Origin of the sequence: Rhodococcus sp. PAE-6 (assembly GCF_025290685.1) — a bacterium.
Classification (GTDB): Bacteria; Actinomycetota; Actinomycetes; order Mycobacteriales; family Mycobacteriaceae; genus Rhodococcus; species Rhodococcus pyridinivorans.
On sequence record NZ_JAOCLZ010000005.1, the window covers coordinates 1 to 18,371 of the forward strand.

At 66.0% G+C, this 18,371-nt stretch carries 17 protein-coding genes and 1 pseudogene; 10 read left to right on the top strand and 8 right to left on the bottom strand.

The genetic code is table 11. The features are described 5' to 3' along the window. The first annotated feature begins 229 nt into the window (after nucleotides 1–229). Nucleotides 230–1,873, top strand: a complete 1,644-nt coding sequence (locus NVV99_RS12270; protein WP_024103334.1) for a hypothetical protein — start codon at nucleotides 230–232, stop codon at nucleotides 1,871–1,873. Beyond that, a complete protein-coding gene (locus tag NVV99_RS12275) occupies nucleotides 1,870–2,154 on the top strand; it encodes a hypothetical protein (RefSeq protein ID WP_024103335.1) in 285 nt (94 codons plus the stop codon). The genes NVV99_RS12270 and NVV99_RS12275 overlap by 4 nt, the downstream gene beginning before the upstream one ends. A 40-nt stretch (nucleotides 2,155–2,194) precedes the next feature. Here the strand turns inward: NVV99_RS12275 and NVV99_RS12280 are convergent, their stop codons facing one another. Further along, nucleotides 2,195–2,653: a hypothetical protein gene (locus NVV99_RS12280; protein WP_024103336.1), complete on the bottom strand. Its 459-nt coding sequence runs from the start codon at nucleotides 2,651–2,653 to the stop codon at nucleotides 2,195–2,197. Between the two features lie 93 nt (nucleotides 2,654–2,746). Here NVV99_RS12280 and NVV99_RS12285 point away from each other — a divergent pair, with 93 nt between their 5' ends. Further along, complete coding sequence (locus NVV99_RS12285; RefSeq protein WP_024103337.1) at nucleotides 2,747–3,073, top strand: hypothetical protein; 327 nt, start codon at nucleotides 2,747–2,749, stop codon at nucleotides 3,071–3,073. Nucleotides 3,074–3,106: 33 nt separating this feature from the next. On the opposite strand, the gene NVV99_RS12290 is transcribed toward NVV99_RS12285, so the two are convergent. Both NVV99_RS12290 and NVV99_RS12295 read right to left on the bottom strand, forming a co-directional pair. Next, nucleotides 3,107–3,592, bottom strand: coding sequence for a hypothetical protein (locus NVV99_RS12290; protein WP_024103338.1), 486 nt, complete (start codon nucleotides 3,590–3,592; stop codon nucleotides 3,107–3,109). 121 nt (nucleotides 3,593–3,713) lie between these two features. Continuing rightward, the gene (locus tag NVV99_RS12295) at nucleotides 3,714–4,277 is read right to left on the bottom strand and encodes a hypothetical protein (protein WP_051424956.1); all 564 of its coding nucleotides are present in this window, start codon (nucleotides 4,275–4,277) and stop codon (nucleotides 3,714–3,716) included. A 585-nt stretch (nucleotides 4,278–4,862) separates the two neighbouring features. On the opposite strand from NVV99_RS12295, the gene NVV99_RS12300 reads away from it, so the two are divergent. After that, nucleotides 4,863–5,597, top strand: a complete 735-nt coding sequence (locus NVV99_RS12300) for a cold-shock protein (RefSeq protein WP_242411694.1) — start codon at nucleotides 4,863–4,865, stop codon at nucleotides 5,595–5,597. 103 nt (nucleotides 5,598–5,700) lie between these two features. On the opposite strand, the gene NVV99_RS12305 is transcribed toward NVV99_RS12300, so the two are convergent. The 3 genes from NVV99_RS12305 to NVV99_RS12315 form a co-directional block, all read right to left on the bottom strand. Beyond that, a complete protein-coding gene (locus NVV99_RS12305; RefSeq protein ID WP_024103341.1) occupies nucleotides 5,701–5,853 on the bottom strand; it encodes a hypothetical protein in 153 nt (50 codons plus the stop codon). Between the two features lie 222 nt (nucleotides 5,854–6,075). Then, complete coding sequence (locus tag NVV99_RS12310) at nucleotides 6,076–8,571, bottom strand: polynucleotide kinase-phosphatase (RefSeq protein WP_024103342.1); 2,496 nt, start codon at nucleotides 8,569–8,571, stop codon at nucleotides 6,076–6,078. Further along, the gene (locus NVV99_RS12315; protein WP_024103343.1) at nucleotides 8,568–9,980 is read right to left on the bottom strand and encodes a 3' terminal RNA ribose 2'-O-methyltransferase Hen1; all 1,413 of its coding nucleotides are present in this window, start codon (nucleotides 9,978–9,980) and stop codon (nucleotides 8,568–8,570) included. Before NVV99_RS12315 ends, NVV99_RS12310 begins: the two co-directional genes overlap by 4 nt. A 728-nt stretch (nucleotides 9,981–10,708) precedes the next feature. On the opposite strand from NVV99_RS12315, the gene NVV99_RS12320 reads away from it, so the two are divergent. The 3 genes and pseudogenes from NVV99_RS12320 (at nucleotide 10,709) to NVV99_RS12330 (ending at nucleotide 13,879) form a co-directional block, all read left to right on the top strand. Further along, nucleotides 10,709–12,046, top strand: a complete 1,338-nt coding sequence (locus tag NVV99_RS12320) for a hypothetical protein (RefSeq protein ID WP_231911972.1) — start codon at nucleotides 10,709–10,711, stop codon at nucleotides 12,044–12,046. Nucleotides 12,047–12,456: 410 nt separating this feature from the next. After that, nucleotides 12,457–13,019: pseudogene (locus NVV99_RS12325) on the top strand (NAD(P)-dependent oxidoreductase). A 113-nt stretch (nucleotides 13,020–13,132) separates the two neighbouring features. Continuing rightward, on the top strand, nucleotides 13,133–13,879 hold the full coding sequence (locus NVV99_RS12330) for an IclR family transcriptional regulator (RefSeq protein ID WP_024103344.1): 747 nt from the start codon (nucleotides 13,133–13,135) through the stop codon (nucleotides 13,877–13,879). Here the strand turns inward: NVV99_RS12330 and NVV99_RS12335 are convergent. Both NVV99_RS12335 and NVV99_RS12340 read right to left on the bottom strand, forming a co-directional pair. Continuing rightward, entirely contained in the window at nucleotides 13,842–15,098 is a 1,257-nt protein-coding gene (locus NVV99_RS12335; protein ID WP_024103345.1) for a multidrug effflux MFS transporter, read from the bottom strand. The two genes, NVV99_RS12330 and NVV99_RS12335, sit on opposite strands and share 38 nt — an antisense overlap. Beyond that, nucleotides 15,095–15,946 (bottom strand): alpha/beta fold hydrolase, encoded by an 852-nt coding sequence (locus NVV99_RS12340; RefSeq protein ID WP_197481811.1) that lies wholly within the window; start codon nucleotides 15,944–15,946, stop codon nucleotides 15,095–15,097. The genes NVV99_RS12335 and NVV99_RS12340 overlap by 4 nt, the downstream gene beginning before the upstream one ends. A 102-nt stretch (nucleotides 15,947–16,048) precedes the next feature. Here NVV99_RS12340 and NVV99_RS12345 point away from each other — a divergent pair, with 102 nt between their 5' ends. From NVV99_RS12345 to NVV99_RS12355, 3 genes are all read left to right on the top strand, one after another. After that, complete coding sequence (locus tag NVV99_RS12345) at nucleotides 16,049–16,534, top strand: MaoC family dehydratase N-terminal domain-containing protein (RefSeq protein ID WP_041803576.1); 486 nt, start codon at nucleotides 16,049–16,051, stop codon at nucleotides 16,532–16,534. Nucleotides 16,535–16,578: 44 nt separating this feature from the next. Beyond that, nucleotides 16,579–16,932 carry an acyl dehydratase gene (locus NVV99_RS12350; protein ID WP_242411695.1) on the top strand — a complete coding sequence of 118 codons (354 nt, stop codon included), beginning with the start codon at nucleotides 16,579–16,581 and terminating at the stop codon, nucleotides 16,930–16,932. A gap of 93 nt (nucleotides 16,933–17,025) precedes the next feature. Then, on the top strand, nucleotides 17,026–18,330 hold the full coding sequence (locus NVV99_RS12355; RefSeq protein ID WP_024103349.1) for a Rieske 2Fe-2S domain-containing protein: 1,305 nt from the start codon (nucleotides 17,026–17,028) through the stop codon (nucleotides 18,328–18,330). Nucleotides 18,331–18,371 lie beyond the last annotated feature (41 nt).

Genomic DNA, 18,371 nt, shown 5'->3' on the forward strand with positions numbered 1-18,371 from the left:
CAACCGCTACAGTGAACACCGCTCACGGGTGGGGATTTTCGTTGAGCACAGCTGGGGAGTTTCCCTGAGCCTCGTCACATCACCGGTGACACGGACTTCGGTGGGACCCCGCCCACTCGGACACGTCTCGCGTCTCCGTGTTGTCACGGGCGGTATCGGCTCTTATGTCGTGTGCCGGTCCTGCCTGGGACATAGACCGGATACATCCAGGTCGTCCCCGAGTTTGTCGGTGGGCGGCCATAGCTTGATGCGCGATCAACTCGAGCAGGAGGCTGCGATGGAGCTGTACCGCGAACTCACCCATGACGATCCCCACCGGCGGTCGGCGCGGGGCAGAGGCGCGAGTCCGACCAAAGACGAGGGAGATCTGTTTACGCTCCGCCCGAGCCCCCGAAAACTCCGCATCCTCATCGATATTGAGGCATGGACCGCTGACCATCCATTTATCGATGAGCTGCTGCATGGGTTCATGAGATACGAGAACATCGAGGTCCTCCAGGTTCGGATGAGCCAGGTCAAGTTGACCGATCACGAAGACTCTCATGAAGTCGGGTTCGTTCGGGTCCGAGACGTCACCGAACACAAGGGCTCCTTCTCATACCCCGGCTCCTGCTACGGCTGGAGCATCGACACCGAACGTCCGAAATTCGACGGATCGAAAACTCTTGGGCAGCGCGGCAGCATCTCTCCCCAACCCGAACTCTTCCGTTCACTGGCTGCGTACAACAGCTTCTCTGATGAACAACGTGAAGGCATCACAGCCGACGACATCGAACGAGCGGTTCTCCTGACCGAGATTGCCCGCGCGATCGACTACGACCTGATCATCTCGGAGACGAAGACGACTGGCCGTCGAGACGTTCCCGCCAACGACCGATCCAATGTGGTCACGCGTGCCGATGCGCTGCCGATCATTGCCCACTACATGCGCCGACAGCAGATCTACGTCATCAATCCTATAGGCCGCGGGACGATCAATCGCAAGGGCTACTACATGGAGACCGTGGCAGCGCTCGCGCCCGGTATCTGGCACTGGCTCGCAAAGTGCCGACGTTCCGCGCTGTTTGTGCCATCCAGCCGTCGGTTTGTCGCAGACTGCGAATCACTGATCGATCGGTTGGCGCGCGCGCTCAGGGCTCGAGACGAACTCATTGCCTCAGTGGGTGCTCTACAAACCGATGACGTCATTGATGATGGTGCTGACGCGCTCGATCACGTGCTCGTATCCCTGTGCGGAGCAGTGGACGTGCTTGGACGCTCACTTCATACGGCACTACAGATCTCGGGGCACGAACGTAACGCGAAACTTCACCGCCTCGACGGCTACAGGAAGCTGATGTCCTTTTACGCCGATGTTGCAAATAAGGATCTGCTTGATGCCCTCCAGAAGCATCTCGCTGTGGTCTTCAGCCTTCGGAACTCGATCCATAGTCGGACTCTTGCAGCGATCGCGTCCTTGACTGTGAGCGAACATGGGCTTTCCGCACTCAGTGCCAGTCGTCTCGACTTGGTAATCCCTCCCGAAACAGTCGATTCAGTGAGGGACGAATCTGGTGGGGGACTTGAGTACTGGCATGCACGAGAACTCGGCGGTTCAGGTCATCTGGTCGCTGACCTGAGCCGTCTCCTCGATACATGTTTCAGCAGCGTGTTGAGGTTCCTGGACCAACTTTGCCGGATCATTGCTGCAGAATGGACGCTTGATAAGGATCCGGTGCTCCGGGAAGACATCATCGGTGCAGACTCGACTCTGAGCGGGTACGGCCGGGAACTGAGGATTTTTATAGGCATGCCCCAGAATGGAGACCTCGACGGGGCCAGCACGGAGGCATCTGAAACTGATATTGCGAGCGGTGCATCACCGAGTCGTTGAGCAGGCGCGATCCCACGGATCCTCTGGACGAGTACATCCGGGACTGGTCGCTTGCGCAGGCGCTGGCCCACGATGCGGTCGCAGCAGCGTTCTTCGCAGAGGGAGCCGGTGCCGATGAGGACCAGGTCGAAACACTGGTGCGGGGTCTGCAGATCGTCCAGGCACCGGAGAGATTCGATCGAGACGGCTCGCTGACCCGCACGGTGCAACCGGGCGAGAACCTGTCTCCCGAAGACGCCGAACTGCTCGACGCGGAAGAGCCCTTCCTCGAAGATGAATGACCCTGCCCGGAGCGCACCGCATGGACGATGCCGGCTGCGCTCAGTGGTGCAGGCGGTCAAGGTAGTCGGTGAGTTCCCCGATCGGCGCGACGACCTCCCCTGTGTACCGTCCCCACACAGCTCGACCGTCGACGATTCTGGGTGTCAGATGCCGGCCGTCGGGCAGCGTGGGCCATTGCAGCCATTCGTCGACGTCTTGGAAGTAGGAGGCGATCTCGACTGTGGTTGCGACGTCCTCCACCGCGCTGGAGATACCGAAACCGCTGTGCGGCGTGCCGCCGACGACGAGGGAGCACACCAACCCCGGCACGGGGACGACCTCGAGTCGGATGTCGATGCGCCACACCCCGGGATCGAACGTGTTCATCGCCTCGAAGCGCAGCGTGTCGCGGGAGAGCCGGGCGAACGCGGAGACGAGTACGTCCCGAATGTGATCGGTGGGTTCGAAGGTGAACTCGATGTCCCACCGCGAACCGATCTCCGAGCCGGGTATGCGCATGCTGCGACATTATTCGATGCTCGTTCCGGCAGGTGGACGGAGAGCATCGGTGTCCACCGGCTGTCGGGACCGCGACTCTTCTAGGCTGACGAGGTGTCCGAGAGGCGTGGCGAATACCGATTGGCGTTGCTGTGGTGGAGTGCCTTCGCCGGGATCCTCGTCTGCGCATTGAGCTACTGGCCGGCGGTGATGGCCATGCAGCGCGCGTTCGACGTGCCGTCTTTTCCACCCGGCGGCGTCGACTACTGGCTGTGCTGGGCCGCTCCGCTTGTCGCAGTGGCGACAGTGGGCGCGGTCGCGTTCCTGGTGTGGCGGCGTGCCCGGTTGGCCCTCGCGGGCTTTCTCGTGGCATTTCTGCTGACCGGCCTGTGCATGGGCATGTTCGGCTATTCGGTCGACAGCATGCCGTACTACATGTGACCCAGGCACGGCCGGTGGATCATCGACACAGTGCTACCGAGCCCGTCGATCGACCTTCATCACCGGGGTCGGCGGTCTCGGCGCGGTTTCGGGCCATAGCTGCATGAGATAGCGTTCGACGAGATCCTCGCCGGCTTCCTGCAGTTCAACTGCGCAGTCGCGACCTGTGGCGTAGAGGCGGGCTCGGTACCGACCCGGTAGGGAAACAAGGCTTGCGTCGAGGAGTACGGTGTCGGCGTCGAGATCCCGAAGTCGGACATCGCCGCTGTCGAACTGGACCGATACCTCCTGCCATTCGTCCCATCCGGCACCGTCTATCGCAGGCTCGACAGTCACTATCTCGGAGCGAAATGCGACCGCCCCCAACGAGGACGCCGTCGCTACGACCAGGAGTCGTTGGGCGCCATCCCACGTGAGGATGTCGCCGGTCGCGGCAGGAAGATCCGGCATCGGCATGCCGACCTGCTGAAAGGGCAAGGTGGATCCGTATTGGACATAGAGTTCGGCTTCGATCACCATGATGCTCTTCCGATCTCACGCCACCTCAACGGGAAGTCCGTACGGTCCACCTCGCTGATCGTCGCTGCAGACGGATCGGTGAGCGGCAGGTCACCGACAATCGTCGACCTCGGTCGCGGCTTCACGATCCGTCCGTCACCGAGCCGCCGGATTCGTGCGTCGAGGACGGGGTGTTCTCCGGGATGCCGTAGCCGGGCATCTCCCACAGTTGTGCGGGTTCGAGGACGCTGTCGTCGTCGGGCCACAGCCGCAGGCGCCACACATCCCCCGGGGTGGTCGAACCGGGCCAGCCGTAGTTGACGAAACCACGCCCGGACACCTGCACCACGTACTGCCCGGGCGGCACCGCGACGGTGACCGGCTCGGTGGTCGGGGACGACAGGCTCAGCACCCCGGGCGCGTCGACTTCGAGGCGGTCTTCGCTGACCTGCTGCCACTCCGAGCGATCGGCGGCGGGACGGCGGTCGAAGACCTGCACGTCCACGCTCATCTCGAAGTTGTTCTGATGCGGGCACACCACCACAATCATCGTGCCGTCGCCGGCGCTGGGCTGCTCCGCTTGGGCCTGCTCGAGCAGCTCGATCTCGTTGTCGATGTCCCCGAGTCCGCCGTCGAGGCAGAACTGCCCGTAATCCATCGCCAGCACCACCGTCGATTCCAGGATCGGGCTCGTTTGTGCGTTCATGCCGGTGATCTTGACACGCCTACCCGACAACCATGCGGGTCCACGCCGATGATCGCAGCTGTATCGAAGCAGCGATCTCGATCCGGTGCATCCGGAAGCAGCGGGGCGATCGACAGGCTACTTCGACAGAAAGTAGATCTCGCTGGCTGCTCTTCGTGCGAACAAGCACAGGTACGGGCGGTCGGTCCGAGTGATCGTCGTCGATCCCGGCGGTCAGGCTTGTCGATCTTTGCCGCATCTCACCAACCAGCTGGAGGGATCACCGCACGTTCCCCCTCCGGCCGGCGCCGTTGATGAGCGGCGCACTGCCGGTGTCACACCGCCACCCGGCACCCACGACACGGCGGACACCGCCCTTATTCGGGTGCGTGGCCGAAATGTAACGCTAGAGGCGAAAGTCCATATGTGTTTGTCGGTGGTCCCTGCTTTTTCTCCCTCCTCGGAGCGGTGGGGCCGCTGGGTCCGCGCATTCCTCCCCGTTGTGCGTGGGCCGGCGGGAAGTCCGGTGGTGCACACCCGGGCTTTCCGCACCGCAGTCGTCGCCAGTGTCAGGATGCGGCGATCACCGAGGCGGAAGGAGACGTGGTGCGCACAGCGGTACGGGCCGCCACTGCCGCCGCGGTGGTCCTCACTGCGGCAGTGGCCGTGGGGGTATGGACCGTCGGTGCCGTATCCGGCCCGGATGCTGCCGTTGCCGGCGATAGTGTCGCCGTGACCGGGACGGGAGATCACGGCGCGGTGCCGAGTCGAGGTGTGGTCCGCAGCTGGGACCTCGAGCACATGCAGGGTGTGATCGACGGCGATGAGGTTCCCGGTGGATGCCATGTCAGCTTCGCAGCCGTTGCGGTGGAGGGGTTTCCCGCTCTCACACCGGGCCACGAGGTGGAGTTCGAATGGATCCGCCTCGAGAACCCGGCAGCGGGTGTCGAATTCGAATTCGAGTGTGTACGGGCATGGCCGGCCGGGCAACAACCCGTCCGTCGTCCTGCCGGATTCGGGGCGCGCGCATGGTCGGTCCATCCCGACGGCCGCATCGAGGAAGAGCACTTCGTAGGCGAACCCTCCGCACCCGTACCGGTCCCACCTCGGGTGACCGGCCAAACCGTCGGCACGGTCCGGCAGTGGAACGACGAACAGGGCTGGGGAGTGATCGAGTCCGACCGGACCCCCGGCGGATGCTGGGCGCACTACAGCACCATCGTCGGTGAGGGTTTTCGCACCGTAGCGGTGGGAGCCACCGTGGTCCTCGATTGGGAACAGGTCGCCGATCAGGACGGCTACCGGTACCGCGCCACCCGAGTCGAGCAGCAGTCCGGCTGACACCCCACCTCACCTCACCGCATGGTTTGCAGGTCGTCAGGCTCCGAACGGCCCGGACCGTTCCGAGGACGGCGCACCAGGTGGACGAGTCCTCGACCAAGGACTACAGGGCTGTGCTCGATTGACGTTCCGCCGCGGTGACCACACCCAACCGCGCATCCGCGCAGCGTCCGGTCGATGCTGCGGCGATCTTCGCGGACGACGTCAGCCGGTTGAGGATGACGGCACCGCCGGTCCCGAACGCGATCGAGACCACGGACTTGTCCTCGATCGCTGAGCTCGGCGTGACGCGGTCGCACGTTCCGCGGTGCTGCCACGCCCCCGCTGCGCGGCGACGTGCCCTCCGACGACCGAGGTCGGGTGGGTCTACGAGACCGGCGTGCAGGGTGGTCGAACAGGACGGTTCGGCGGCTGGCTCCCGCAGGATGCGATCGGCGCCCGGGCCGACTTCGGGTGTGCTGTGTGAGGGTCGAATCGTTCACAGGCGCGGATCGACGGGTTCGGATTCCATAGCGAGCACACCGAACACACACTGGTGGATACGCCAGACGGGCTCGCCGCCGACAGCACGGCGCAGAGCCTCGAGGCCGAGAGCGTACTCACGCAATGCCATCGATCGTTTCGTGCCGAGGTTGCGCTGCTTGAGCCGGGACAATGTCGACGGGTCGGTGTAATCGGCGCCGTAGATGATCCGCAGATATTCACGCCCGCGCACCTTCAGACCCGGCTGCACGAGCCCCTTTCGTCCACGGACCAGATTGTCGAATGGCTTGACCACCATGCCCTCACCACCGCCGGCGGTGAGGTCCTCCCACCACCTCACCCCCGCGGCACGAGACGCCTCGTCGGCTGTCTCGACGACGAGTCTGCGGGTGGGCCGGAACAGTTCTGGATCTGCGGCGACGAGCCGGTCGGCCAGATCCAGGTGCCACTGATGGTTACGTCTTTCGTAGGTAGCACTGTCGCTGGCCAGAATCTGGAAGGGTGCCACCTGGATGCCCAGCGTGTTGTCGATCGGTTGCACGTAGTGGCGATAGGAGTCCACGAAAAGTTCGGCGTTGGCGGCCCGCGAATGTGTTCTGGTGAGCAGGTCGGCGACATCGGCGCCTCGCGCTGCGGCTGCCTCGATCACCGCGACGGTTGCCGGCAGGGAGGTTGTGGCCGCAGCCCCGACTTTCGCGTACTGGTCGCGGATCATCGCCTCGGCTTTCGCGGTCCACGGCACTATCTCGGTATCGAGCAGTAACCAGTGCGCATCGAGGTCCGCCCACACACCTGCCGCGGCGAGAGCATCGGCGATGTGAGAGAGCACAGCCGACTGCTGATCTGCCTCGAAGAACGCACGGCCCGTGCGGGAATGGATGACACCGGTCCCGTCGACGGTCACCCGCACGATCGCCCGCGATCCCATATGCTTTTCCTCGCACATCACCTGAGCGACGGAGTGTTTGGCGTAATGGTCGAATGCCTCGTCGGGGTGTTCGAGCAGTCCGTCTCGTGGTGAGCTGTCGACCGGCGACATCGTCGGCGGCAGGTAGAGCAGGTCGGCCGGCGCGATGGCGAACCTGCTCATCACCTCCAGCGCCCCGGCCGCGTTCTCCTCCCGCAACGAGATCCGACCCATGTGTTCGGTCTCGATCACGCGGTGACCGAGCACATCGGACAGCTTCAAGACCTGCGGATCACGCTCGGGCGGAGCCAACGGGCGGATCGGCTCGTAGTACATCCGCAGGGACGGCACCGAGACGATCTCACGTTCGGGATAGCGCAACGCGGTCAGGCTGCCACCGAACACACAGCCGGTGTCCAGGCACATCGTGTTGTTGATCCATTCGACCTCCGGTACCGGGGTGTGCCCATACAGAACCGTGGCCGACCCGCGGTAGTCCTCGGCCCACGGATATCGAACCGGAAGGCCGAAGTCATCGGTCTCCCCACTGGTGTCGCCGTAGAGGGCGAACGCACGGACCCGGCCCGAGGCCCGACCGTGGTACTTCTCTTTCAGACCTGCGTGTGCGACCACAAGTTTGCCGTCGTCGAGGACGTAGTGCGCCACCAGCGCGTCACAGAACTGCCGTGTCTCGATGACGAACGCCTCGTCTTCGCGCGAGAGCTGCTCAAGCGTCTCCTGCAGGCCGTGCGTGGCCTTGACGTCCCCCCGCCCCAGGGCCCGGGCCAGCTTGGCCTCGTGATTGCCGGACACACACAAGGCATTCGCGTTTGCCACCATGCCCATCACCAGACGCAACACACCCGGCGAGTCCGGGCCACGGTCGATCACATCACCCACGAACACCGCCCGCCGGCCGTCCGGATGCGCGGCGTCGACCGCTCGACCTTCGCCATCACGCACGAGCACATATCCCAACCGGTCGAGCAGCATCTCCAGCTCTTCCCGACACCCGTGAACGTCACCGATCACGTCGAACGGTCCATGCTCGTCCCGCCGGTCGTTGAACAGGCGGGTGCGCACAATCGAGGCCTGCTCCACGGCCTCGATCGAGTCCAGGACATGGATGGCGCGGAACCCTTCGCGCTTGAGACCGCGCATCGACCGACGCAACTGGTCGTGCTGGCGTTTGATGACATGAGCCTCGAAATTGCGATCCGGACGTGAGGCGTTGCGCTCACCAGCAAGTCCTACCGGTAGATCCAGCACTATCGCCACGGGCAGCACATCGTGTGCCTTGGCCAACGCCAGCAGCGACCGGCGCGCTGACGCCTGCACGTTGGTCGCGTCGATGACGGTCAGCCGGCCGCGAGAAAGACGCTTACCGGCAATGAACTCGAGCACCTCGAAGGCATCGGTCGTCGCACCCTGATCGTTCGAGTCATCCGAGACCATCGCCCGGCATGCATCACTGGAGACGATTTCGGTCGCAGCGAAATGCGTCGCCGCAAACGTCGACTTGCCCGATCCACTGACACCGATCAGCACGACCAGCGACAGCTCGGGAATGCTCAACTCGCTCACGCTGCGTCCTCCGATTGTCCGCGCAGACTGAACACTGCCATCTGAGTGGGTGATCCGACCTGCGGGTCGCAGTCTCCCACCGGCTGCAGGACGACCTCGTAGTCGTGTGCTTCACCCACGGCGCGGGTCCACGCCGCGAACTGCTCGCGTGTCCACTCGAAGCGGTGATCCGGATGTCGGAAGCCGCCACGGGCCAGCGCGGGGTACCGCACGTTGTACTCGCTGTTCGGTGTGGTGACCACGACATGACGCGGTCGCATCGTCCCGAAGACGTTTCCCACGACCGCCGGCAACCGATCCGGGTCGATGTGCTCGATGACCTCCATGAGAATCACCAGGTCGAGATCACTCAAGCGGTCGTCCTCGTACTGCAACGACGACAGCAACAACGTCAACCGGTCGGACTGCCGTTCGGTCATCCGAGCGACATGCAGACGCTTGGCGGCCTTCGACAACGACGCATCGGAGACCTCGGTGCCGATCACCCGAGCCACACCGTGCACCTCGAGCAGCGATGCCAGGAGGGCACCGGACCCGCACCCCAGATCGGCGATCGAGGTGGGGCGAAGGGTGCGCACGACCTCGAGCACAGCATCGTGACGTCGACGGACCAGCGGCCGGGCACGGACGGGTTCCTCATCGTCGACCGCGTCGTCGACCGGTCGATCATCGAGCTCGGCGAGTCGTTGTAGTGCGGCAGCCTTCAGGCCACCTTGGTGAGCCAGATATCGCTGTGTCACCACGTCCCGCTCAGGGTGGGTACCCAGCCAGCCCGCGCCGGCCCGTATGAGCTTGTCGACCTCGTCGTCTCCGACCCAGTAGTGCTTGGTGTCGTCGAGCACCGGCAGCAACACGTAAAGATGGTTCAGCGCGTCGACCAGACGCAGCGACCCGACGAGGGTCAACGACACCAATGGTGCATCGCCCCAATCCGGCCGGGTGGCATCCAGCCTGATCGGTGTCGCAACCACGTCCCATCCCATAGGTGAGAACAACCGTCGCACCAGGTCGGGATCGCCGGGCACGGCGGGCAGCGAAATCGTCAGGTCCAGCGCCGAATCAACGAGTTCTTGATGGCCGGCACACCGCCCGTTCAGCGCCGACCGGAACACCTTGCCCAGTGCCACCGACATCAAAGACGACGCAACATAGGGTCGATCGTTGACGTACTGACCCAACGCGAAACCGTCGTTCGAACCGGACCGCCCACGAACCAACGCGACCGGATCAACCTCGAGGACCAGTGCGACCGTGCACCTCTCGCTGCTGACCTCCGGGTAGAACACGTGCGCTGTCCCCCCGTACACGCTGAACGACTGGACCCGATCGGGGTGCTTGTGCAGCAGATAGCCCAAGTCACTCGGCATGTCGAGTGCCGGTGAGCGTTCAGCGGAGATGGTCAACAGCATTCGGACAGTCTGCCGCAACGCCAGTGGTTTTCGGGTCAGGGGTGATCAGGTGAGTCCGATACCGAACCGCACCGTCCCCGACGATCCGTTACGCATCATCTCTTCCGAATACCGAGGTGATCGCGATTCTGTGTTCCGTAACGGCATCGGATTTCTTTTGGGTGCTCCGCGACTACCCGTGGATCGAGAACGAACTTGTCGGAATCCTCAGAAATTCCGACCCCGTCTCGCTGCGCTCACCCCCTGAACTGGGGAAAACGCGGAGATGAGGGGCCCCTACTGAAACGGAATCTAGAAATGACAACGTTCCGACGGAACCTACACAGCTGTAGAGATGCAGCGAAGACTGACCGGACACACCGCTGAACATTGACAGATCCCGGGGGTGTCGGCAGTACTCGTGCAAATGCACGGCTCGACCGGGCGCATCGCCGATCGTGCGCGGTGGCAGCGTGTCGGGCACGCTGGCAGGGTGACAGAGCCTGACCAGGTGTGGCGTCCGCAGACTCAGCTGCCGGTGTTGGTGACCGCCGTGTCGATCGAAGACGGGGAGACACCGCCCCCGGAAGTCGGTGCCATCGCGGTGTTTCCGCTGTTGTTCGAGGAGACGCCCGCCGATCCGGCCGATCCGTCGATCGTCACGCTTCGCGCTATGGCCGAGCCCCTGCACTCGGGAAAGCCCGCGCTGCAGCGGCCCCGGGGACGGACGGCAATGGTGGGACTGGACCGTGCTGCTGCGCGGTGTGGGGTGGACGGCCACCTGGTACACCCGTCGTCCGGTGCTCGGTCAGGTCGAGGTCACCGGCCGGCTGATCGGTGATCTGTCCTACGCCACCACCGGGCGGATCCGCGGCCGGGTCAGGCGCATCCACGTCGCATCCGATCGGTACCGGCGCGAGGTCGATCAGCCGCACTCGCCGTTCAGGCCGGTGCCCGGCACCCGTCGCTATCGGCAGGTCACCACCTCTCCACGATCGTTCGCCCAGGTTCCCCGGCCCACCGGCCCCGACCCGCAGATCGAACGCACTCACGAGGTGGGCGTGCTGGTGGATCTCGACCTGACCGATGTGCCACCACCGCCGCTGCGGCCGAGCGTGATCCCCGCCGCGATATCCGCGCACGACTGCGACCTGTGGATCGCCGACCGTGAACTGCCCCTGGTCGTGCATCTCGACGCCGACCGGCGCGTGCGCGAATACATCGTGCCCGGGCAGATCTTCGATGCTCCGCCGGCCGATCGCACCCGCTCGGTATGGGCACACGCCGACGGCTGCTGGGTGGGCGGCTGGGACGGAATCTTCCACTGCCCCCGTGGCGGCACCGTCGAGGCGATCACCGACACACCGATTCGAGACGGCGCAGCCCATGCCCAGACGCTGCTCGCCGTGGCGGTCCCGGACCGCGGCACCGCCGAGCTGATCCTCGCTCGCCCGGGACAGGACCTGGTAAGGCATGGACCCGAGCAGTGGGGCGACCTCGAATCGATGACCACCTGCGAAGGTGGGTTTGTCCTGCTGTTTCGCTGGCGTGACCCGAGCACCGGCGCGCTCGGAGCGGCGCGCCTGGTCCGGGTCGATCTGCACGCCGCCGTGACCGTCGGTCCGCCGCTGGAGACCGCGGTGATGTCCTATCGGCCGTTTCTGACCGGCCTTCCACCGACGATCGTCGACGGCACCTCCGCATACCGGATACTCGACGATCTCACCCTCGCCCAGCTGGATCCCTTGCCTGATCATGTCCTCTGCGGCGGACAGATCGAAGACCTGCTCTGGATCGTCGGCCATCCCCCGGACGGTTCCGGCCGTGGGCGGTGGTGGCCACTGCCGGGACCTGCCGTGTATCCCGCCGATCACCACCAATACTGGCTGTTCACCCGCCTCGATCTGGTCACCTGGGAGCCGATCTCGAGCACCCCGATCCGCAGTCCCCACCCAGACGTCACCATCGACGGAGCCGGCACCGTGTGGGTCACCGCTGCGGGGGTGCACGCCTTGCCGCGCCAGCACATGAACCCACCGGAACTGCTCGATGTCGCCGAACTCCTCGACCGCTCCCGCCTCCGGTAGCCGAACACCCACGCGGCGCAGGTCCGTGTACGCACGCAGCCAGACACTGATCCGGCCGCGTCCGTAGAATCCTTCACACCGTGCCGCGCACGGCAGACCAGTCGTTCGGCGGGCCTCCGCTCCTACGCCAAGCCGTGGCCTATTTGCAACACCCGGGAAAGCGCAGGTCGGCCGCGTATAAGCCTCGGGGGCGTAGTTAATCCGCCCGGCCTATCTCGTCAATCTTCGCTACATCTCGACAACCTACAAAACGGTTGAATCGGACAGCCAAGCGCTCCGGGCCATGGTCACTCATGGTTGATGCGGGGTGATAGGCGTAAATTGCCGGAGGAAATGCGGCGTCGGTGGCCGAGTGGGCGGTCGCCGCCGCCGCGAACCTGTGCCGGTCGATCGGCTGGGCGGACGCCGAGATGCGCCGTGGGCGGTGGCCGCAGACGTCGGTCCGACAGCGGGACTGCCGGGATCTCGGCGATCGTCGGATCGGTCTGGTCGGGTTCGGTGACATCAATCGCCGCTGTGCAGAACTGTTCACGGCGTTCGGGTGCGAGGTCGCCTACCACTCGCGCCGGCCGCGCCGGTGCCACACCTGCCGCTCGACGACCTTCTGGCGGCGTCGGACGTCGTGGTGGTCGCGGTCCCGTTGACCGCGGACACCCGAGGGTTGATCTCGGCACGCGAGCTCGAACTGCTGCCTCGCGAGACGCTCGTGGTGAACGTGGCCCGCGGACCGGTCGTGGACGAGACGGCGCTCGCCGACGCGATCCGGTCCGGCACGGTGGCCGGTGCGGCACTCGACGTCTTCGCGCGGGAGCCCATCGAGACCGACAGCCCGCTGTTCGACCTCGACAACGTGCTGCTCAGCCCGCACATCGCGGGAGGCAGTTCGACGGCGCTGGCCCGGATGTACGCGATGACCGCGGAGAACGTCGCGCGGGCGTGCCGCGGGGACGATCCGCTGTGGACGATCGGCTGAGAATCCCGTCGGCCTTCCGGCGCCACCGGCATCGAAACAAGCGTTCGACGGATTCTCGGTAGGCTCTGCGCACCGGCCCCGCTGGGTGGGACGGCGATCGTAGGAGGCACCGGATGATGACATCGCTGCTGGGCAAGGTGCGCCTACTTCTCGAGTCCTTCGACGCCGAGTCGGGTTCGTTGTCGCTCACGGAACTGTCGCGGCGCAGTGGCGTCGCGAAGGCGACGGTGCACCGACTCGCGGCCGAGATGGTCGAACTGGGACTGCTCGAGCGCATCGGAACCGACTACCGGCTGGGCCTGCGGCTATTCGAACTGGGGCAGCTCGTCCCGACACAGCGGATTCTGCGCGAGGCCGCGCTGCCGTTCCTGCAGGAGTTGCACGCGATCACCCGAGAGACCGTGCACCTGGCGATCCGCGACGGCCTCGACGTGCTGTACATCGACAAGATCTCCGGCCACGGGTCGGTGGAGGTGCCGTCCCGCGTCGCCGGCCGACTGCCGGTCGAGGTCACCGCCACCGGCAAGGTCATGCTCGCCTTCTCGTCGCCGGCGGTGTTCGAGCAGGTCGTCGCCCGCGGGCTCGCGAAATTCACGCATCGCTCGGTGGCGTCGGCGGCGATGCTGCGGCGGCAACTCGAACGCGCTCGCAGCGAGGCGATGATGGTCGAGGCGGAGGAAGTCCGCCTCGGGACGGCCAGCGCGGCGGTCCCGATCTTTTCGGGAGGTTCGACCGTGGTCGGCGCCGTCAGTGTCTCCACCAGCACGGCCCGGATGAACCTCGCCCGGATCTCGGGCCCGCTGCGGACCGCGGGACAGGGCGTTAGTCGAGCGCTGCACGAGATCGCGCGGACGGCCTGACGACCGTCCCCAGCGCGAGCAGCGCCAGGACCGCGGATCCGGTCATGGCGACGGCGATCGCCAGCGACGTGTTGCCGAGCAGTCCGACGATCGGGGAGATAACCGCCGCCGCCCCGAACTGTGCGAATCCCACCATCGCCGCCGCGGTCCCGGCGGCCTCGCCGTGCCGGGACAGCGCGAGCGCCGGCGCGTTCGGCATCACGAAGCCGGTCGCGCACAGCAGTGCCAGGACCGGGAGCGCGAAGCCGAGGAAGCCCCCGGTGGCGGTCGCCGCCAACGCGATCGCGACGGCGCCGAGCACGGTGCTCACCGCAAGCGATGTCACGCAGATGCCCAACGGCGTCAAGCGTCCCAGCAACACGACGTTGAGCTGGGAGGCGCCGATCAGCACGACAGCTCCGGCCGCGAACGCGATGCCGTAGACCTCGGGTGCCAGCTCGAACTGGTCCTGCATCACGAACGACGATCCGGCGATGTACGCCCACAGCACCGCCCGGCCCAGTCCGCACACCAGTACGAGCACCATGAAGTGTCCGTCGCGGGTCAACGTCGCGTACGTGCGGAGCACCGGCCCGAGGCCGCGCCCGACGCGCGCGGACGGTGGCAGCGTCTCGGGCATCGCGACCCCGCCGAGGACGATCATCACCAGCCCGAGGCCGGCGAGGACGAGGAACACACCGTGCCACGAGACCGCCGTCAGCAGCACGCCCCCGATCGAGGGAGCCAGGATCGGGGCGACGCCCATCACGAGCATCAGTCGCGACATCACGACGGCAGCGTCCCTGCCCTCGAACAGATCTCGGACGACGGCCATCGCGATCACCCCGGTCGCGGCCGCGCCGAGCCCTTGCAGTGCGCGCAGCGCGCCGAGGACCGCGATCGACGGAGCGAACCAGCAGGCCACCGACGCTGCGACGTGCAGCGACGTGCCGAGGACGAGTGGCTGTCGACGTCCGAAGACGTCGGAGAGCGGCCCGATCACCAACTGGCCCAGGGCCAGGCCGAGTAGTGTCCCGGTGAGTGTCAGCTGCACGGCGGCGTCCGACGTCAGGAAGTCCTCGGTGATCGCGGGCAGTGCCGGCAGGTACATGTCCACCGTGAACGGCCCGAGGGCGGTGAGCAGGCCGAGGATCACGACCAGCCGGATCCGGCTCCAGCCCTCGGGCTCAGCGACGCGGGCACCGTCCCGGACCGCGTCGGTCGTCGCGTCGGCTGTCACGGATGCTGCTGGTTCAGGAACCCGGTCACCACGGTGTAGTAGTCGTGCGGCCGCTCCTCCTGGAGGTGATGCGACGCCTTGTCCATCACGTAGAGGTGGCCGTGCTCGATCATCCGGGCGAGCATCAGCGGGTAGTCGGGGGTGAGGAAGGCGTCGTGCATGCCCCACGCGAAAAGTACCGGTGCCTTGATCATTCCGAGTTCCGTGGTGAGGTCCTGCCAGTCGCCGCGGGGGTTGTCAGAGGCCGCTGCCAGCGCCATCTCGTCGGGGTCGAGGCTCTGCTGGTATCGCATGTCGAGGGTCTCGTCGGGCAGGCGGTCGCCGTCGAACCACTCGAGCTTGGTGATGAGCTGCCGCATCTTCTCCCGCGTCGGGCCCTCCCCGCCGTAGTAGATGTCCCGCGCGTTCCGTCCCCGGCGGCCGTCCTCGGGGAGCGGTGCGAGCGGCCCGTAGAACACCGGCATACTGCCCGTGATCACCAGCGAACGCACCCGCTCCGGGTACTTGGCCGCGAGGTTCAGTGCGATGGTGCCGCCCCACGAGTTGCACACGAAGTCGGCGCGGTCGATGCCGAGTTCGTCGAGGAGGGCCACCACTTTTGCCGCGTGGAAGTCCCACATCGGGCCGGTGATCGTGCACTTGTCCGAGAGACCGTACTGCAGGATGTCGACGAGGATCGCGCGCCGGTCCTGCGCGAACAGTGGTGCGACGGGGCTGAAGTCGGACCACGCCGTGCATCCCGGGCCGCCACCGTGCAGGAAGATGGTGGGCGAACCCTCACCGAGGTCGTGGTAATGGAACTTCACACCGGCTGCGGTGGCGTACAAGCTGTTCGGTCGATTCGTCATGCGCATACCTGACCCGATCTCCGCGCGCGGGCAAAGGATCGCGGTCCGTCAGGCGGTCCCGGTCTGTGGCAATGCAGGTGGTGCTGCCCCTAGCGTCGCCGCATGAGAACTCCACTGGACATCGTCCACGAGCGGGTGTCGGCGACGATCGGCACCCGCGAGCATCGCGACCTCGGATCGGTCCGCCCCGCCGAGGCGGTCGCCTTCGCGCGCGCATGCGCGGAGGACGACCCCCGCTATCTGGAACCGAACCGTCCGGACTTCGCTGTGCACCCCATGTACGTGCCCAGCCTGCTCCGGGGGCCGAGCGACGCGCGGGACGAGGACTATCGACCCGACGGAATGTTCGCGGACGAGGTGCCCGGGACGTCGGGCCTGGACGTCCGACTCATGGCCGGCGGGCAGGACGTCGACTTCCATCGGCCGACGCCGCTGGGCGAGCGGATCGGCGCCGATCGGGTCGTCGACCGGATCGAGTGGAAGGGGGGCGGCGACGCCCGGTTCCTGTTGATCACCGTCGTCAAGACCTACCGCGCCGCCGCGGCCGGTGCGCTGGCGACCGTCACAGAGAGGTTCATCGTCCGATGATCGGCGATGCCGGCCCAGTCGTCGGAGCAACAATCGAACCTGTTGTGCTGCAAACCGATCCGAACCGCGTGCAGCGCTTCGGCGCGGCCACGCACAACGCCCACCGGATCCACTACGACACCGCATACGCGCGATCGGAGGGGCTGGCCGACCGGGTCGTGATGGCGCAGCTGCACGGCATCCTGTTCTTCCGTGCCGCCACCCGGTACGTCGGCGATCCGGATGCGGTGCTGTCCGTCGGGTGGCGGAACCGTGCGCCCGCATACGTCGGGACGACGCTCACGGTCACAGGAACCGTGCGCGAGGTCCACGACGACCGGATCGTTCTGGACCTCGCGGAGCGCGACTCCGACGGGACGCTGTGCGCCGCCGGTGAGGCCGTCGTGGCCCGGCGGTGAACCGGGTCTGCTGAGCGAACCGGATCCGTTGGAAGAGCGACGGAATCGTAGGAAGATCTGCGTACCAAAGATCTCGTGTCGAGAGGACTTCACATGACTGGTGTCGAGGCGCTGGACGCCGCACAGGCGCTCCCGGGGAGGCCGCGTGCGGCCGGTCGGCAGGACTGGACGGCGTGGCCCCGATACAACGAGGCCGGCAGCGGCTACCGGGGCTACTGGTACCCGGTGACGTGGTCCAGCCACATCACCAAGGACCCCAAGAGCTACACGATCTGCGGCGAGAAGCTCGCGATCATCCGTGACAGCGGCAAAGTGTATGCGCTGCACGATCGTTGCCCGCATCGCGGCGTTCCGCTGTCGGAGGGTGATCAGCAGTTCCCGGGCACCGTCAGCTGCCCGTACCACGGCTGGACGTTCCGGTTGAACGACGGCAAGCTCGCCGCGGTCATCACCGACGGACCCGACTCGAAGATCTGCGGGAAGCTCTCCGTCCGGACGTACTCCGTCGAGGAGCGGCTCGGTCTGGTGTGGGTCTACATTCCGATCGCGGAGGAGCCCGCGCCGCCGATCGACGAGCAGCTGCCCCGCGAACTCGTCGAGAACGAGGGCATCGTCGGTGGCCGCATCCAACCGCGCGGCGGCAACTGGCGATTCGCGTGTGAGAACGGCTTCGACGAGGGCCACGCCAAGTACCTGCACCGCACCGCGCTGTGGCGGCTGTTCAAGCCGATGCCCACGTGGAACATCACGAGCATCGTGCCCGAGGGGCGGTGGCTCTTCCGGGTGCAGGAGGAGGTGTACTGGGAGGCGGACTTCCCCGGCGTCGGCAAGTGGACCAACAAGCGCTGGTGGAAGAAGAAGCCCGACGAGAGCCAGATCTCGCAGATCGGCAACGTCGGCGCCGGCCTGAAGGTGAATCCGGTGATCGAGGCCCAGAAGTTCCCGGGCTTCGCGTCGCTGTCCATGCCCGGGGTGCTGCGCATCGCATACCCCAACTTCATCCACTACGAGTTCTACGTCCCCGTCGACGAGGACAACCACCAGTACGTGGGTCTCATGGTCAACTTCGTCACCGGCGCGGCGAAGCTCGGCTTCTACGCCAAGTACCTGGGCGCGATCCGCTGGCTGTTCCACGGCCAGTTCTCCGGTCAGGACGAGTGGATGGTCCGGGTGACGGACGCGCCGCCGGAGAAGCTCTACCGCCCCGACATCTCGCTCACCGCGTGGCGCAACCTCGCCGAGGAGGAGTACGCCGAGAAGATCGCCGCCGCGGTGGCACACACCCCGCAGCCACCGGCGCGCCCGGCACGGGAGCGACGCCGTGCCACCCCTGCCACCCCTGCCGCCGAGTCGAACGGCGCCGAACCGGCGCCGCGGACCCCGGCCGCTTCGGACTAGAGGAGAAGACGATGTTCAAGACTCTCGTGAGCGTGACGGTC

Bases quoted from the DNA above. Each gene is read 5' to 3' on its own strand.
- NVV99_RS12330 (WP_024103344.1), top strand. From the start codon at position 13,133: ATGATGACATCGCTGCTGGGCAAGGTGCGCCTACTTCTCGAGTCCTTC.
- NVV99_RS12340 (WP_197481811.1), bottom strand. From the start codon at position 15,946: ATGACGAATCGACCGAACAGCTTGTACGCCACCGCAGCCGGTGTGAAG.
- NVV99_RS12345 (WP_041803576.1), top strand. From the start codon at position 16,049: ATGAGAACTCCACTGGACATCGTCCACGAGCGGGTGTCGGCGACGATC.
- NVV99_RS12355 (WP_024103349.1), top strand. From the start codon at position 17,026: ATGACTGGTGTCGAGGCGCTGGACGCCGCACAGGCGCTCCCGGGGAGG.
- NVV99_RS12315 (WP_024103343.1), bottom strand. From the start codon at position 9,980: ATGCTGTTGACCATCTCCGCTGAACGCTCACCGGCACTCGACATGCCG.
- NVV99_RS12280 (WP_024103336.1), bottom strand. From the start codon at position 2,653: ATGCGCATACCCGGCTCGGAGATCGGTTCGCGGTGGGACATCGAGTTC.
- NVV99_RS12295 (WP_051424956.1), bottom strand. From the start codon at position 4,277: ATGAACGCACAAACGAGCCCGATCCTGGAATCGACGGTGGTGCTGGCG.
- NVV99_RS12290 (WP_024103338.1), bottom strand. From the start codon at position 3,592: ATGGTGATCGAAGCCGAACTCTATGTCCAATACGGATCCACCTTGCCC.